At 69.1% G+C, this 16481-nt stretch carries 15 protein-coding genes; 12 read left to right on the top strand and 3 right to left on the bottom strand.

Annotated features, from left to right (window positions below; all coding sequences use genetic code 11):
- Position 1: 1 nt before the first annotated feature.
- From NTM_RS09565 to NTM_RS09545, 5 genes are all read left to right on the top strand, one after another.
- Positions 2-652, top strand: a complete 651-nt coding sequence (locus NTM_RS09565; protein ID WP_104862656.1) for a DUF4129 domain-containing protein — start codon at positions 2-4, stop codon at positions 650-652.
- Between the two features lie 59 nt (positions 653-711).
- Entirely contained in the window at positions 712-1803 is a 1092-nt protein-coding gene (locus NTM_RS09560; RefSeq protein ID WP_232079910.1) for a DUF4350 domain-containing protein, read from the top strand.
- Between the two features lie 38 nt (positions 1804-1841).
- Positions 1842-2762 (top strand): AAA family ATPase, encoded by a 921-nt coding sequence (locus tag NTM_RS09555; RefSeq protein WP_435405124.1) that lies wholly within the window; start codon positions 1842-1844, stop codon positions 2760-2762.
- A 9-nt stretch (positions 2763-2771) separates the two neighbouring features.
- The gene (locus NTM_RS09550; protein ID WP_163766155.1) at positions 2772-4097 is read left to right on the top strand and encodes a DUF58 domain-containing protein; all 1326 of its coding nucleotides are present in this window, start codon (positions 2772-2774) and stop codon (positions 4095-4097) included.
- A 163-nt stretch (positions 4098-4260) separates the two neighbouring features.
- Positions 4261-5145, top strand: a complete 885-nt coding sequence (locus tag NTM_RS09545; protein ID WP_104862853.1) for a type IV toxin-antitoxin system AbiEi family antitoxin domain-containing protein — start codon at positions 4261-4263, stop codon at positions 5143-5145.
- A gap of 67 nt (positions 5146-5212) precedes the next feature.
- Here the strand turns inward: NTM_RS09545 and NTM_RS09540 are convergent, their stop codons facing one another.
- Positions 5213-6205 (bottom strand): stage II sporulation protein M, encoded by a 993-nt coding sequence (locus NTM_RS09540; protein ID WP_104862659.1) that lies wholly within the window; start codon positions 6203-6205, stop codon positions 5213-5215.
- Between the two features lie 28 nt (positions 6206-6233).
- Between NTM_RS09540 and NTM_RS09535 the strand changes: the two genes are divergently transcribed.
- Positions 6234-7070 carry an RDD family protein gene (locus NTM_RS09535; RefSeq protein ID WP_163766154.1) on the top strand — a complete coding sequence of 279 codons (837 nt, stop codon included), beginning with the start codon at positions 6234-6236 and terminating at the stop codon, positions 7068-7070.
- Positions 7071-7083: 13 nt separating this feature from the next.
- Here the strand turns inward: NTM_RS09535 and NTM_RS09530 are convergent, their stop codons facing one another.
- Positions 7084-8451: a carotenoid oxygenase family protein gene (locus tag NTM_RS09530; RefSeq protein WP_163766153.1), complete on the bottom strand. Its 1368-nt coding sequence runs from the start codon at positions 8449-8451 to the stop codon at positions 7084-7086.
- 109 nt (positions 8452-8560) lie between these two features.
- On the opposite strand from NTM_RS09530, the gene NTM_RS09525 reads away from it, so the two are divergent.
- The 6 genes from NTM_RS09525 (at position 8561) to NTM_RS09500 (ending at position 14919) form a co-directional block, all read left to right on the top strand.
- Complete coding sequence (locus tag NTM_RS09525) at positions 8561-9262, top strand: GntR family transcriptional regulator (RefSeq protein ID WP_104862662.1); 702 nt, start codon at positions 8561-8563, stop codon at positions 9260-9262.
- 91 nt (positions 9263-9353) lie between these two features.
- Positions 9354-10910: an NCS1 family nucleobase:cation symporter-1 gene (locus NTM_RS09520; protein ID WP_163766152.1), complete on the top strand. Its 1557-nt coding sequence runs from the start codon at positions 9354-9356 to the stop codon at positions 10908-10910.
- Between the two features lie 61 nt (positions 10911-10971).
- Positions 10972-11499, top strand: coding sequence for a PadR family transcriptional regulator (locus NTM_RS09515; RefSeq protein ID WP_163766151.1), 528 nt, complete (start codon positions 10972-10974; stop codon positions 11497-11499).
- An 82-nt stretch (positions 11500-11581) separates the two neighbouring features.
- A complete protein-coding gene (locus NTM_RS09510; protein WP_163766150.1) occupies positions 11582-12283 on the top strand; it encodes a PadR family transcriptional regulator in 702 nt (233 codons plus the stop codon).
- A gap of 73 nt (positions 12284-12356) precedes the next feature.
- On the top strand, positions 12357-13229 hold the full coding sequence (locus NTM_RS09505; protein WP_163766149.1) for an oxidoreductase: 873 nt from the start codon (positions 12357-12359) through the stop codon (positions 13227-13229).
- 52 nt (positions 13230-13281) lie between these two features.
- Positions 13282-14919 (top strand): peptide chain release factor 3, encoded by a 1638-nt coding sequence (locus tag NTM_RS09500; RefSeq protein ID WP_179963910.1) that lies wholly within the window; start codon positions 13282-13284, stop codon positions 14917-14919.
- 39 nt (positions 14920-14958) lie between these two features.
- Here NTM_RS09500 and glpK read toward each other — a convergent pair whose 3' ends face one another.
- The gene (glpK, locus tag NTM_RS09495) at positions 14959-16476 is read right to left on the bottom strand and encodes a glycerol kinase GlpK (RefSeq protein WP_163766147.1); all 1518 of its coding nucleotides are present in this window, start codon (positions 16474-16476) and stop codon (positions 14959-14961) included.
- Positions 16477-16481 lie beyond the last annotated feature (5 nt).

The raw sequence follows: 16481 nt of genomic DNA, 5'->3' as shown, positions 1-16481 counted from the left end.
CGTGTCGACGATCGACATCGACCGCGACGCGGCCCACGATGCCGCGCAGGCAGAGCTCTCGAAATCGATCTATCCGAAGCCGTCGTTGATGGACGTGCTCTCGGAATGGTTCGAGAGGCTGCTCTACCGGCTCACCGCCGGCGCGTCGGAGATGCCCGGCGGGTGGCTGACCATCACCGTGCTGGCGGTGCTGGTCGTCGCCGCCGTCGTCATCGCGGTCCGCATCGCGCGCCGGGCGATGCGCAGCAGCCGCGGCGACACCCCCGCCCTGTTCGACGATCACGTGCTCAGCGCCGCAGAACACCGGGCCACTGCGGAACGCCATGCCGCGGCCGGGGATTGGGCTCCGGCGATCCGCCACCGGCTGCGGGCCATCGCCCGGCAGCTGGAGGACACCGGGGTGGTGCAGCCGGTGCCCGGGCGCACCGCGACCGAGCTGGCCCGCACCGCCGGCGGCGCGTTACCCGCGCTGGCGGCTGACCTGCACACCGCTGCCGAGGTGTTCAACGACGTCACCTACGGCGAGCGGCCGGCCACCGAGGATCAATACCGGATGATCACCGCGCTCGACGACGGACTGGCCAGGCACACGCCCACGTCGTCAGGAGCCGGGCACGGCGACGCGCACCTGCCGTGGGCCGAGGTGCGGTGAGCGCCCAGACGGTGGTCGGGGCGACCCTGACCGAACGGTGGCGCGTTCTGCGCTGGGTGATGCTCGCACTCGCCGCGATCGCCGCGGTGGCGGTGCTGAGCACGCTGCTGACCTCACCCCGCAGCGGCGGTCCGCTCGATCCCGGGTCGACATCCGCCGACGGCACCCACGCGTTGATCGCGCTGCTGCGCGAACGCGGTGTCACCGTCGTGGAGGCTGCCTCCATCGCCGACGTCGAACGCGAAGCACGCGAAGCACGCGAGGACACCCTGCTGGTGGCCGCCCAGACCTTCCACCTGTTCGACGAGGAACTGCTGAACCGCCTCGCCGACGTACCCGGAGACCGCCTGCTGATCGCCCCGATCGGGCGCACCCGCGAGGCGTTGGCGCCGCGACTGCGTCGCGACGACGTGACCGAGTACGCGGGGCTGCGGCCGGGGTGCGACCTGCGCGAGGCCACCCGTGCGGGCACCGTGCAGTTCGGGATCGCCGAGACCTATGACGCGGCGGGCTCGGTTCCGGTGACCCGCTGCTACGACGGCGCGCTGGCGCGCTACACCGACGACGGCCGCACGGTCACGGTGGTCGGCAGCGATGGTTTCGTGACGAACTCCCAACTGCTGCAGGAGGGTAACGCCGCGCTGGCGTTGAACCTCACCGGTACCCATCCCCGGATGATCTGGTTCGCCCCGCAGTTCAGCGAGAGCGACGGTGCGGCCGGTGACGCGGCGCTGCCCGATCTCATTCCGCGGCAGGTGTATTGGCTGGTTCTGCAGCTGGCGCTGGCCGTCGCGCTGCTGGCCTGGTGGCGGGGTCGGCGGGTCGGACCGCTGGTCGCCGAGCAGCTGCCGGTGGTGGTGCGCGCATCGGAGACCGTGGAGGGCCGCGGCCGGCTGTACCGGTCCCGGCGGGCCCGCGACGTCGCGGCCGAGGCGCTGCGCACCGCGACACGGCAACGGCTGCTACCCCGGCTCGGCCTCAACCACGCTTCGTCGCCCGCGGCGATCACCCAGGCGGTGGCCGACCGGTGCGGCCTGGATCCTCAGTCCGTCGCCCATAGTCTGTACGGACCCGCACCGGCCGATGACACCGAACTGGTGAACCTCGCACGTGCACTCGACGACATCGAAAGGCAGGTCGCACAGTCGTGACACAGCCCTCCCCGCACGAGGACGCCCGCGCCGCGCTGATGGCGCTTCGCGCCGAGATCGCGAAGGTCGTCGTCGGCCAGGACGCCGTCGTCAGCGGCCTGGTGGTCGCGCTGCTGTGCCGCGGCCACGTGCTGCTCGAAGGCGTGCCCGGCGTGGCGAAGACGCTGCTGGTGCGCACCCTCGCCGCGGCGCTGCAGCTGGAGTTCAAGAGGGTGCAGTTCACACCGGATCTGATGCCCGGCGACGTGACCGGATCTCTGGTCTACGACGCCCGCACCGCCGAGTTCGAGTTCCGGGCCGGCCCGGTGTTCACCAACCTGATGCTCGCCGACGAGATCAACCGAACCCCGCCGAAGACCCAGGCGGCGCTGCTGGAGGCGATGGAGGAGCGGCAGGTCAGCGTCGACGGTCAGCCGCGCCCGCTGCCCGACCCGTTCATCGTCGCGGCCACCCAGAACCCGATCGAGTACGAAGGCACCTATCAGCTTCCCGAGGCGCAGCTCGACCGGTTCCTGCTCAAGCTCAATGTGCCACTGCCACCGCGTGATCAGGAGATCGCGATCCTGAGTCGGCACGCCCGCGGCTTCGATCCCCGCGATCTCACCTTCGTCCAGCCGGTGGCCGGACCGGCCGAGCTGGCAGCGGCCCGCGACGCCGTCCGACAGGTCCTCGTCGCCGACGAGGTGCTCGGGTACATCGTCGACATCGTCGGCGCGACAAGGCATTCCCCGTCGCTTCAGCTCGGGGTGTCCCCGCGCGGCGCGACGGCGCTGCTGTCGACCGCGCGGGCGTGGGCGTGGCTGTCCGGCCGCGGGTACGTGACTCCCGACGACGTCAAGGCGATGGCGCGCCCGACGTTGCGGCACCGGGTCGCGCTACGCCCGGAGGCCGAGCTGGAGGGCGCCAGCGCCGACGGCGTGATCGAGGGCATCCTGTCCGCGGTGCCCGTGCCGAGATAGCCGGCCGCTGTGGTTCTCACCGGCCGGGTCGCGCTCATCGCACTGCTGTGCGCGTTGCCCGTCACGCTCTCCCCATCCCCCGCAGTCGTTTTCGGGGCGCTGGCGGTGTTGCTGGCGGTGGCGGTGATCGTCGACGTCGCGCTGGCGGGCAGCCCCCGTGCGCTGCGGCTGACGCGCAGCGGGCCGACGTCGGCGCGGCTCGGGCAACCGGTGGTCGCGGAGCTGACGGTCGAGAACCCCGGGCGCGCACGGTTCCGCGGGGTGATCCGCGATGCGTGGGCACCGAGCGCACGGGCTCAGCCGCGCATCCATCCGGTGAATCTCGCCGCCGGACAACGCATCCAGGTGACCACCGAGCTTCAGCCGGTGCGGCGCGGGGATCAGGTTTCGGCGCTGGTCACCGCGCGCTCGGTCGGGCCGCTCGGGCTGGCCGGGCGGCAGGCGTCGCACCGGGTGCCGTGGCAGATCCGGATCCTGCCGCCGTTCCTGTCGCGCAAGCATCTCCCGTCGCGGCTGGCGCGGCTGCGCGAGCTGGAGGGCATGACGCCGGTGCGGATCCGGGGCCAGGGCACCGAATTCGACTCGCTGCGTGAGTATGTGGTCGGCGATGACGTCCGCTCCATCGACTGGCGCGCGACGGCACGCCGCGCCGACGTCGTCGTGCGCACCTGGCGCCCCGAGCGGGACCGGCGGGTGGTGATCGTGCTCGACACCGGTCGCACATCGGCCGGCCGGGTCGGGGTGGATCCGACCGGCGCGAACCCCGCCACCGGCTGGCCGCGGCTGGACTGGTCGATGGACGCCGCGCTGCTGTTGGCCGCGTTGGCCGCCCGCGCCGGTGACCACGTCGACCTGCTGGCCCACGACCGGGAGACGCGCGCGGCGGTGGTCAACGCGTCGCGAACCGAACTGCTGGCCAAGCTGGTCTCGGCGATGGCGCCGCTGGAACCGGCGCTGGTCGAATCCGACGCCCGGGCGATGGTCGCCGCGGTGCAGCGGCGGGTGCGACGCAGTGCACTGGTCGTGCTGCTGACCGACCTGAACGCGTCGGCGATCGACGAAGGGCTGCTCAGCGTGCTGCCTCAGCTGACGGCCAAACATCGGGTGCTGGTGGCCGCGGTGTCCGACCCGAGGGTGGACAGCCTGGCCGCGGGCCGCGCCGACGCCGTCGAGGTCTACGACGCCGCCGCAGCGGAGCGGGCCCGCAACGACCGGCGCGCGGTGGCCTCGCGGCTGCGCGGCACGGGCGTCGAGGTCGTCGACTCGCCGCCCGACGAGCTCGCCCCGGACCTCGCCGACCACTACCTGGCGATGAAAGCCACCGGCCGCCTGTAGGTCACCGTTTTTCGGCGAGCAGACGCAAACTCCGGCGTGTCGCGGGCGTGTTGCACGAGTTCATGTCTGCTCGGCAGCAGAGGCTCATCCCCACAACCGATTTCATCCCCAGCCGGTGCAGCTGGTGCCGCGTCATCCCCGCGCACCGGCCGACGATCCAAGGGTGCAGAAAGCAGTCGAAGACCTCTTGCGGGCCGCCGGCGGGTTTGCAAGGACATCCACGCTGCTCGGAGCCATCTCGCGTCAGCAGCTCGATGGGCTCGTGCGCCGGGGCGAGCTGGTACGCGTGTGGCATGGGGTGTATGCGAGCGCTGAACCCGACTACTGGGGAAAGCTGGCTGCCCTCGATACCTTCATAGGCCGGCGCGCTGTCGCATGTATGGGCACCGCCGCCAAGCTGTACGGTTTCGACACCGAAGGCACGACGGCGCTTCACATCCTCGATCCGGGAGTCCGTGTTCGTCCTACGGTCGGCCTCATGGTCCATCAGCGCGTCGGCGCACCTCTGCGCCGCACAGACGGTCGCCTGGCCACCACACCGGCGTGGACGGCGGTCGAGGTCGCGCGCACGCTCACCCGCCCGCGTGCCCTGGCCACCCTGGACGCCGCGTTGCGCTCCGGGATCTGCTCGCCTGCCGAACTTGACGCCGCGGCTCACGAGCAGCGCGGACGTCGCGGCATCGTGGCGGTGCGGGACCTGCTCACGCTCGCAGACGCCCGCGCCGAATCCCCGATGGAGAGCGAGGCGCGGCTGGTGATGCACGACCACGGCGTCCCCCGTCCCGAGCTGCAGTACGTCATCGACGGCACGGACGAGAGTTGGCGCGTCGACTTCGCCTGGCCCGAGCATCTGGTGGCGGCCGAGTACGAAAGTATCGATTGGCATTCGGGTCCCGCTGAGATGCTCAGGGACCGCAGGCGTCTCGCCGGAATCCAGCACGGCGGGTGGACGGTCGTCCCGATCGTCGTCTCCGATGTCCGGCTCCATCCCGCACGCCTGGCGGCACGCCTCACCGATCACCTCGAGCGCGCCGCAATCGCTTGCTGAGCAGACGCGAAGTCCGGCGTGTCGCCTGCGTGTCGCGCGGGTCTGTGTCTGCTCGCGAGGAAGAGGCCTACCCCGTGGGCAGCACGTCCGGGGCGTTCTCGATGTCGCCGGTCTCCCCCGCCGCGACGGCGCGCCGCCCGAAGTACACGACGTAGCCGACGAACGCCGCAAGGGCCAGTACGCCGATCGTCACCCGCGCCGCGGTCGGCAGCGAGGACGGGGTCACGAACCCTTCGATGGCGCCGGCCACCAGCAGCACCGCCACCAACCCGATCGCCACCGAGATGACGGCGCGGCCCTGCTCGGCGAGCACCTGGCTGCGCGGGCGGTCCCCCGGCGCGATCACCGACCAGCCCAGCCGCATCCCGACCCCGGCCGCGACGAACACGGCCGTCAGCTCGATGAGCCCGTGCGGGGTGATCAGCCCGAGAAAGATGTCACCGCGACCGGCGTCGAACATCAGGCCGGCGTTGACCCCGAGGTTGGCCGCGTTCTGGAACAGGATGTACGGGATCGGGATCCCCAGCAGGATCGCCATGGTGATGCATTGCGCGGCCACCCACGCGTTGTTCACCCACACCTGCAGCGCGAACGACGACGCCGGATGCTCGCTGTAGTAGTCGGCGAAGTCGTGGTTGACGATCTGCGCGATCTCACTGGGCGTGCCGATCGCCGCCTGCACCTCGGGATTGCGCGCAACCCACACCGCGACGACAGCGGCAACTAGGTAGAACGCCGCCCCGGAAGCCACCCACCAGCGCCACGAGCGGAACACCACCACCGGGAACGACACGGTCCAGAACCGGGCGAACTCCCGCCACAGCGGGGCGTGGGCGCCGGTGACGACGGCACGCGCCCGCGCGACGAGCCCGGACAGCTTGCCGACCAGCACCGCATCCGAGGACGACGACCGCACGATCGACAGGTGCGTCGACACTCGCTGGTACAGGTCGACCAATTCGTCGACCTCCGCGCCGCTCAGATGCCGTTTCCGCTTGACCAGATACTCGAGGCGGTCCCACGTCGGCCGGTTCGCCAGGACAAACGCATCGACATCCACTCCCGCGACTTTAGTAGCGTGGCTGGTTATGGTCGGCCAGCAACAACCCGTGGTGACCGGCGACGCCGTGGTCCTCGACATCCAGATCGCCCAGCTGCCGGTGCGGGTGCTGTCGGCGCTGATCGACGTCACCGTCGTCGCGCTGCTCTACGTCCTCGGGGTGTTGCTGTGGGCGCTGACCCTGGCCGACACGGACCCGGCGTTCTCCGCGGCGGTGCTGATCATCTTCACGGTGCTCGCGATCGTCGGGTATCCGGCGATCTTCGAGACGGCCACCCGGGGCAAGACGCTCGGCAAGATGGCGCTGGGTCTGCGGGTGGTGTCCGACGACGGCAGCCCCGAACGCTTCCGGCAGGCGCTGTTCCGCGCACTGGCCGGGGTGATCGAACTCTGGATGCTGACCGGCGCCCCGGCCGTGCTGTGCAGTCTGCTGTCGTCGCAGGGCAAACGCGTCGGCGACATCTTCGCAGGCACCGTGGTGATCAGCGAACGGGCCGCACGCCAGGCTCCGCCGCCGGCGATGCCACCGCAACTGGCGTGGTGGGCGTCGACGCTGCAGCTGTCCGGACTGACCCCGGCGCAGGCCGATATGGCGCGCCAATTCCTGGCCCGCGCACCGCAATTGGACCCCCAGGTGCGCGACCAGATGGCCTATCGGATCACCTCCGAGGTGGTGTCGCGAATCTCGCCGCCACCGCCGCCGGGGACGCCCCCTGGGATGGTGCTCGCCGCCGTCCTGGCCGAGCGGCACCGCCGCGAACTCGACCGCCTGCAGCAGAATCCGGCCACATCCCAGTGGACCGCGCCGCCACCCCCGTCGATGCCCACGCCGCCGGGCCCGGGCGGGTTCGCCCCGCCGTCCTGACCGGCTCGTCCTGTCAGGCCGGTATCCAGTTGCCGTGGAACCCGTACGGAACCCGTTGCGGCAGCGTGATCCTCGCCACCGGCGGGCCGGTGAAATCGGACGCGTCGATGATCACCAGATCGCTGCCGGCGCGCGCCGGGTCGTAGACGTAGGCGATGTACCACCCGCTGCTCTCGTCGGCCGGACCGGACGCCGACGGCACGAAGACGGCTTCGCCCGGCCCGCCCGGAGATTCCGGGGTGCCGAACCGGTGTTCCTCGGCCGCACCGGTGGTCAGGTCGTGCCGGACCAGGCGCGCGTCGCCGACGGACACCGCGTAGCGCGCGGGCAGGGTCGCGAGCCGGTCGTCGATGCGGGGGAACTCGACGACGCGATCGTCGAGCGGGCCCTCACTGACCGCGCCGGTGCCGAGGTCGATCCGCCACGTCCACATCACCCCGTCGGCGTCGAATCCGCCGTTGTCCCGCCACAGTTCGGGATATCGCACCGCCTGCAGCACCAGCGTGGAGCCGGATTCGTGGGCGTTGGCGACGTGGAATACGTAGCACGGGTCGATGTCGAACCACCGCACCTCGCCGAACGGATCGTCGCGGCGCAGGAGCCCGAACCGGGCCCCATAGGCGTCATCCCACCGGTAGGGCATGTCGCCTTCGCCGCGCATCGCGATGTCGAAGTTGAACACGATCGGCAGGTCCATGAACACGACGTAGTTCTGCGTCAGCGCGAAATCGTGCATCATCGTCAACGCCGGGACCTCGAGCGGTCGGTCGATCACCAACTCCCCGTTGGCATCTGCGCGATGGTAGGTGACGTGCGGGGCGAATATGTTGCCGTACCCGAAGAAGTGCAGTTCACCGGTGGTCGGACAGATCTTCGGATGCGCGGTCATCGCGTCGGTGAGCTTGCCGCCGAAGTCGTAGGCGCCGACGGTCTCCAGGTCGTTGGTGATCTCGTAGGGCAGCGAGGATTCGACGAGCGCCAGCGTCTTGCCCGCATGGTTGACGACGTGGGTGTTCGCGACGCTGGAGCGCAGATTTCGGGTGCCGTCCTCGTTGTAGACCGGGAACGGGTCGATGAAGCTGTCGGTGCGCACCCAGCGGTTGCGATACCACGCCGCGCGCCCGTTCTCGATGCGGACGCCGTGGATCATGCCGTCTCCGGTGAACCAGTGCCCGGTCGCCTCGCGGGGGTTCGGCCCGTTCCGCAGATACCAGCCGTCGATCTCCGGCGGGATGGCGCCCTCGACGGGGAGATCGGTTGCGCTGAGTTCGCCGGGAACCGGCGCATAGTTGCCGACCTGGAAGAACTCGCCGGTCCCGAAGAGGGTCGACGAGGGCTCGCCCGAGGAGTCGACTGCTACGGATTCGTCGGTATCGGTCATCGGTGAACCTCCTGTATCGGTTATCTCACACTGACACCCCACTACTGACATGTCAATAGTGGAATGTCTTTAGGTCGCCGGCCACCCGCGGAAGGAGGAAGATCGCGGGATGCGGGATCGCCGACACTCCGCCGCGCTGTTCAAGGCGGCCGTCGGCCGGGACGCCGTGAGCATCGTCGACGAGCTGCGCCGGGTGATCCTCGACGGCGCCGTACCGCCCGGCACCCCGATCCCCGTCGGCGAGGTCGCCGAGATGTTCGGCGTCAGCCACATCCCGGTGCGGGAGAGCCTCAAGACCCTCACCGCCGAGGGACTGGTCCAGCACCGGCAGAACTCCGGCTACGCCGTCGCACAACTGACCGCCAGCGAACTCGTCGAGATGTATCTGGTCCGCGAGACGCTGGAGTCGGCGGCGATGGCGGCCGCGGTCGTCCACGCCAGCGACTCCGACCGCGCGCACCTGGCCGAGGTCCACGAAACCCTGCAGCAGGCACTGAAATTCGACGACGCCCAGGCCTACCACCGGCACAGCAGACAGTTTCACATGGCGCTGAGCCGGCCGTCGCGGATGCTGCGCCTGGTGCACATGCTCGAATCCGCTTGGAACATCACCGAACCCGTGCAGTTGATGGTGCACGTCGAGCCGCAACAGCGCATCCTGCTGCACGAGGACCACCGGGTGATGCTCGACGCGTTCCTCTCCGGCGACGCCGAAGCGCTGCTCGCCGCCGCCGCGGTCCACAACAGGCGCCTCAACGTCGTCGTCGAGTCACTGCCGACCGACACCGGCCTGGTACTCGGCGACCGGTAACCCAGAAATATATTCTCGGCGCAACGGTCAGGAAACACGCCGTAACTAGCTTCCCTGCAAACGAACCCTCCGTTCACAGGCAGGAAGCGCAATGTCAGACATCCGAGATCTGCCTCCCAGCGCCGTCGTCGGCGCCAACGACATCGTCGAAGCCGCAGGACACCCGGTCGGCGGGGGTGTCATCAAAGACGACTACGACCCGCGGTTGACCAACGAGGACCTCGCTCCACTGGGCAAGCAGTCCTGGAGTTCGTACAACATCTTCGCGTTCTGGATGTCCGACGTGCACAGCGTCGGCGGGTACGTGACCGCGGGCAGCCTGTTCGCGCTCGGCCTGGCCAGCTGGCAGGTGCTGATCGCCCTGCTGGTCGGCATCGTCATCGTCAACGTCTTCTGCAACCTGGTCGCCAAGCCGAGCCAGCAGGCTGGGGTGCCGTACCCGGTGGTGTGCCGCAGTTCGTTCGGTGTGCTCGGCGCCAACATCCCCGCGATCATCCGCGGCCTGATCGCGGTGGCCTGGTACGGCATCCAGACCTACCTCGCCTCCGCGGCCCTGGATGTGGTGCTGCTCAAGCTGTTTCCCGGGCTGGCGCCGTACGCCGACGTCGACCAGTACGGATTCACCGGGCTGTCGCTGCTGGGCTGGTGCAGCTTCATGCTGTTGTGGGTGCTGCAGGCCTGCGTGTTCTGGCGCGGGATGGAATCGATCCGCAAGTTCATCGACTTCTGCGGTCCCGCGGTCTATGTCGTGATGTTCATCCTGTGCGGCTACCTGCTGTGGAAGTCGGGCTGGCACGTCAGCCTCACCCTGGGCGGCGAGAAGCAGGGCAACACGCTGGCTGTCATGCTCGGCGCGATCGCGCTGGTGGTGTCGTACTTCTCCGGCCCGATGCTGAACTTCGGCGACTTCGCCCGCTACGGCCGCAGTTTCGAGGCGGTCAAGAGGGGCAACTTCCTCGGGCTGCCGGTGAACTTCCTGGTCTTCTCGCTGCTCGTGGTCGTCACCGCGGCCGCGACGGTGCCGGTGTTCGGCGAGTTGCTGACCGACCCGGTGGAGACCGTCGCACGCATCGACAGCACCACCGCGATCGTGCTGGGCGCGCTGACGTTCACCATCGCGACGATCGGCATCAACATCGTCGCCAACTTCATCAGCCCGGCGTTCGACTTCTCCAACGTCAGCCCGCAGAAGATCAGCTGGCGGATGGGCGGCATGATCGCCGCGGTCGGATCGGTGCTGCTGACGCCGTGGAACCTCTACAGCAACCCCGAGGTCATCCACTACACGCTGGAGACGCTCGGCGCTTTCATCGGTCCGCTGTTCGGCGTGCTGATCTGCGACTTCTACCTGGTCCGCAAGCAGAAGATCGTCGTCGACGACCTGTTCCGGATGACCGAGACGGGCAACTACTGGTACCGCAAGGGCTACAACCCCGCAGCCGTCGCGGCGACGATCGTCGGCGCGCTGCTGGCCGTGATCCCGGTGCTGCTCGGCGGATACGTGACCGGCATGACGACCGCGGCGCAGTACAGCTGGTTCATCGGCTGCGGCGTCGCGTTCGGCCTCTATCACGTGTTCGCCACCCGCGGACCGTGGAAGCTGACCGCGCTGCGCCTGCCCCAGGGCGCCGAGCTCGTCGAGGGCTGATCCACGCCGCAGACGGCCCCGATGTTCCAGAACTGGAATATCGGGGCCGTACTATGCCGCCATGAGCCTTCGGATGGCTGCGCTCGGACTGCTGGCCCGGCGTCCCGCCAGCGGCTACGACCTGTTGAAGAAGTTCGAGGTGTCGATGGCCAATGTGTGGCCGGCGACGCAGAGCCAGTTGTACTCGGAGCTCAACAAGCTCGCCGCCGAAGGCCTGATCGAGGTCACCGCCGTCGGGGCGCGCGGGCGCAAGGAGTACGGCATCACCGCCGCCGGCCGCGACGCACTGCGGGACTGGGTGCTGGATTTCCAGCACGATCCGCCCCTGCGCAGCGCAGCCCTGCTGCGGGTGTTCCTGCTCGGCGAGGTCACGCCCGAGCAGGCCGGCGACTACCTCAGGTCGGTCGCCGCGCGCGCGGAATCCGCGCTTGCCCGCTACGAGGACCTGTGCGACACGGTGCCCTGGAACGACACCAGCGACACCGACTTCTACGGCCGGGCGGCGTTGGAATACGGACTCCGAGAGGCGGCGATGACGGCCGAGTGGGCACGCTGGGTGGCTGCCCGGATCGAAAAGCGGTCGCAATAGATCGTTGCATCGCGATATCTTCCGATATATCGTCAACGTATCGGAAGCTGATTTCGTGCTTCCCTGACGAAAGACGACAGACATGACGTTCTTCCCTCCCCCGCAGCACCCTTTCCAGCCCGGCGGCTTCGGCTTCGGCCCCGCCGACCGGCGCGCCCTGCACGAACAGCGCCGCCAGGCCCGCCGCGAGTTCCGTGATCACGTCCGCGAACACCGTGGCGACGCCGGATTCGCGGGCTTCGGTCCCGACTTCGGCGGCCCCGGCGGCCGAAGCTTCGGCCCCGGGTTCGGCCCCGGATTCGGGTTCGGCCCGGGCGGCCGGCGAGGCGGTCCCCGCGGCGGCGGTCGCGGCAGGCGCGGCGACGTGCGGGCCGCGATCCTGAAGCTGCTGACCGAGCGGCCGATGCACGGCTACGAGATGATCCAGGAGATCCACGAACGCAGCCAGCAGCTGTGGAAGCCCAGCCCCGGCTCGGTGTACCCGACCCTGCAACTGCTCGTCGACGAAGGCCTGCTCGTCTCGACCGAATCCGACGGCAGCAAGAAGCTCTTCGAGCTGACCGACCAGGGCCGCGCCGCTGCCGGCGAGATCGCCACCGCGCCGTGGGACGAGATCACCGAGGGCGCCGATCCCACCGCGGTCGGGCTGCGCAACGCGGCCGGCCAGCTGATGGGCGCGGTCGCCCAGTCCGCACATGCGGCCTCGGCTGAGCAGCAGCAACGCATCCTCGATGTGGTCAACAACGCCCGACGCGAGATTTACAGCATCCTCGGAGAGGAGTAGACCGAAGCCGATTCGGCGCGGTTTCTTCGCCCACAGGGGAAGAAACCGCGCCGAATCCGTGTAAGGAGGAGTTATGGACACGTTCCCACTCGGCTCGTACACCGTCGGTCGCGTCGGCTACGGCGCCATGCAGCTTCCCGGTCCCGGGGTCTTCGGTCCGCCGCGCGATCACGACCAGGCCATCGCGGTCCTCAAACGCGCGGTCGAGCTGGGCATCAACCACATCGACACCTCCCAGTTCTACGGGCCGAATGTCGCCAATGAACTGATCCGCGAGGCGCTGTACCCATACCCCGAGGATCTGGCGCTGGTCAGCAAGGTGGGTGCGCGGCGCGACGACCAGGGCAACTGGAACGCCGCTCAGGAACCCGACGAGCTGCGCGCCGACATCGAGGAGAACCTGCGGACCCTCGGTGTCGACCGGCTCGCCGCGGTCAATCTGCGGATCCACTCCGGAGACCCCAGCGCCGTCGGACCCGTCGACCGCGAGTTGTTCGACCGTCAGCTCCCGGCGATGATCGCCGCCCGCGACGAGGGCCTGATCGGCGGCATCGGGCTGAGTAACGTCGGTGTCGAGCACCTGCGAATCGCGTTGACCCACACCGAGATCGTCTGTGTGCAGAACGCCTACAACCTGGTGGACCGCACATCACAGCCGGTGCTGGACCTGTGCCGCGAACACGAGATCGCGTTCGTGCCGTTCTTTCCGCTGGGCTCGGGCTTCGTGGCGGACAACCCGGTGCTCAACCACCCGGCGGTGGTCCGGGAGGCCCAGAAGCTGGGCCGCACACCGGCACAGATCGCGCTGGCGTGGACGCTGTCGGTGGCCCCGAATGTGCTTCTGATTCCGGGGACTTCGTCGGTGGCGCACCTGGAGGAGAACACCGCGGTGCGCGACATCACTCTCGACGACGAGACCAAGAACGAACTGGACGCCGCGGCCTGACCCCGTCGCGATTATCGGTTTGGTGACCTCGGCCAATAAACTCGGGGTCACCATGAGCAATACCACCGCCGATGCGTCGACCGCGGCGGCCAAGCGATCAGATCGCGTCTCGTCCGAAGCACAGCGCCGCAGAACGTTCGCCGTCATCAGCCACCCCGACGCGGGTAAGTCCACCCTGACCGAAGCCCTGGTCCTGCATGCCAAGGCGATCACCGAGGCCGGCGCCATCCACGGCAAGCAGGGCCGCCGCGCCACCGTCTCGGACTGGATGGAGATGGAGAAGGCCCGCGGCATCTCCATCACGTCGACGGCGCTGCAGTTCCCGTACAAGACGCAGGCGGGCGGCACCTGCATCGTCAACCTGCTCGACACCCCGGGCCACGCGGACTTCTCCGAGGACACCTACCGCGTGCTGACCGCCGTCGACTCCGCGGTGATGCTCATCGACGCGGCCAAGGGCCTGGAGCCGCAGACGCTGAAGCTGTTCCAGGTGTGTCGCCACCGCCGCATCCCGATCATCACGGTGGTCAACAAGTGGGACCGGCCCGGCAGGCACGCACTCGAGCTGATGGACGAGATCCAGGAGCGCATCGGACTTCGCCCGACCCCGCTGACGTGGCCGGTCGGCATCGCGGGCGACTTCAAGGGTGTGCTGGACCGGCGCACCGGCAAGTTCATCCGCTTCACCCGCACCGCGGGCGGAGCCACCGCCGCGCCCGAGGAGCACATCGCCCCGGACAAGGCGCACGACGCCGCCGGTGTGGACTGGGACAACGCCGTCGAGGAATGCGAGCTGCTGGAGGCCGACGGCGCCGACTTCGACCCGGAGAGCTTCCTCGACTGCACCTCCACCCCGGTGCTGTTCACCTCCGCGGCGCTGAACTTCGGCGTGAACCAGTTGCTCGACGTGCTCGCGCAGCTGGCGCCGGCACCGAGCGGCCAGCTCGACGTCGAGGGCAACCGCCGCGACGCGACCGCGCCGTTCAGCGCGTTCGTGTTCAAGGTGCAGGCCGGTATGGATTCCGCGCACCGCGACCGCATCGCGTACGCGCGGGTGTGCTCGGGCACGTTCGAGCGCGGTGATGTGCTGACCCACGCCGCGACCGGGAAGCCGTTCGTGACCAAGTACGCGCAGTCGGTGTTCGGCCGGGAACGCTCGACGCTGGACACCGCGTGGCCGGGTGACGTAATCGGGTTGGCCAACGCCAACGCGCTGCGTCCCGGCGACACCCTCTACCAGGACGTCGCGGTGGAATTCCCGCCGATCCCGAGCTTCTCCCCCGAACATTTCTCCGTCGCGCGCGGCACCGATCCCAGCAAGCACAAACAGTTCCGTAAGGGCATCGAGCAGCTCGACCAGGAAGGCGTGGTCCAGGTGCTGCGCTCGGACCGGCGCGGCGACCAGGCCCCGGTGCTGGCCGCGGTCGGCCCGATGCAGTTCGAGGTGGCCAGTCACCGGATGGCCACCGAGTTCAGCGCGCCGATCGAGCTGGAGGGGCTGCCGTACACGGTGGCGCGGATCTGCGACCCCGCCGACGCCGAGGCGCTGCAGAAGATGGCCGCGGTGGAGGTCTTCACCCGTACCGACGGCGTGATGCTGGCGGTGTTCTCGACGAAGTGGCGGCTGGAGACGGTGCAGCGGGACAACCCCGAGATCGAACTGCGCGAACTCGTCGCCGCCGGTCAGTGATCCCCCGCGTCGACGGGAAGGCCGACCACGCGTGACGGATCAGTCGACGTCGACCCAGTCCAGGGTGCGCTCGACGGCCTTGCGCCAGCCGGCATATCCGTTGGCACGCTGCTCTTCCGACCAGTTCGGGGTCCAGCGCTCGTCCTCCTGCCAGTTCGCGCGCAGGTCGTCGGGTCCGTCCCAGAATCCGACGGCCAGGCCCGCCGCGTACGCGGCGCCGAGCGCCGTCGTCTCGGCGACCACCGGCCTGACCACGTCGACACCGAGCACGTCGGCCTGGATCTGCATACACAGGTCGTTGGCGGTGATCCCGCCGTCGACCTTCAGAACCTCAAGGTGCACACCGGAATCCGCGGCCATCGCATCCACGACGTCGCGGCTCTGGTAACAGATCGCCTCCAGCGTCGCACGAGCCAGATGGGCGTTGGTGTTGAACCGGGACAGCCCGACGATCGCCCCGCGGGCATCCGAACGCCAGTACGGCGCGAACAGTCCGGAGAACGCCGGCACGAAGTACACCCCGCCGTTGTCCTCGACCTGCCGGGCCAGCGACTCGCTCTGGGCCGCACCACTGATGATGCCGAGCTGGTCACGCAGCCACTGCACCGCAGAACCGGTCACCGCGATCGAACCCTCAAGGGCGTAAACGGGTTTCGCCGGGCCTCCGTCTCTCGACGCGAACTGGTAGCAGACGGTGGTGAGCAGGCCGTTGCCGGACCGCACGATCGTCTCGCCGGTGTTGAGCAGCAGGAAATTGCCTGTGCCGTAGGTGTTTTTGGCCTCGCCTTCGGACAGGCAGACCTGGCCGACCATCGCGGCCTGCTGGTCACCGAGGATCCCGGTGATCGGCAGGTCCCCGTAGACGGTGACGCCGTAGGGCTCCGGCGACGACGACGGACAGATCCTGGGAAGCATCTGCCGCGGAACACCGAAGAACCCCAACAGCTCGTCGTCCCAGTCCAGGGTTTCCAGGTTCATCAGCATCGTGCGGCTGGCGTTGGTGACGTCGGTGACGTGCACCCCGCCGCGCGACCCGCCGGTCAGGTTCCACAGCACCCAGGTGTCGGTGGTGCCGAAGATCGCGTCACCCTTCTCGGCGTCCTCACGCAGCCCGTCGACGTTCTCCAGTAGCCACTGCAGCTTGCCGCCGGAAAAGTAGGTGGCCGGCGGCAGGCCGGCCTTGCGCCGGATCACCTCGCCGCGGCCGTCGCGGTCGAGCGCCGAGGCGATCCGGTCGGTCCGGGTGTCCTGCCAGACGATCGCGTTGTAGTAGGGCCGCCCGGTGTGGCGGTTCCACACCAGCGACGTCTCGCGCTGATTCGTGATTCCCAGCGCCGCGAGGTCCGAGGCCGCGAGCTTGGTCTTGTTCAGCGCGGTCGCGACCACCGAGGCGGCGCGCTCCCAGATCTCGACGGGGTTGTGCTCGACCCAGCCGGCCCTGGGCAGGATCTGCTCGCGTTCGAGCTGATGACGGCCCACTTCGGCGCCGTCGTGGTCGAAGATCATGCAGCGGGTGCTGGTGGTGCCCTGGTCGATTGCAGCGACGAAGTCGGCCATTCGTC

The sequence above is a fragment of the Mycolicibacterium parafortuitum genome, from assembly GCF_010725485.1.
Classification (GTDB): domain Bacteria; phylum Actinomycetota; class Actinomycetes; order Mycobacteriales; family Mycobacteriaceae; genus Mycobacterium.
The sequence above is the reverse complement of the archived record's forward strand: the minus strand, read 5'-3'. Positions and strand labels throughout refer to the sequence as shown.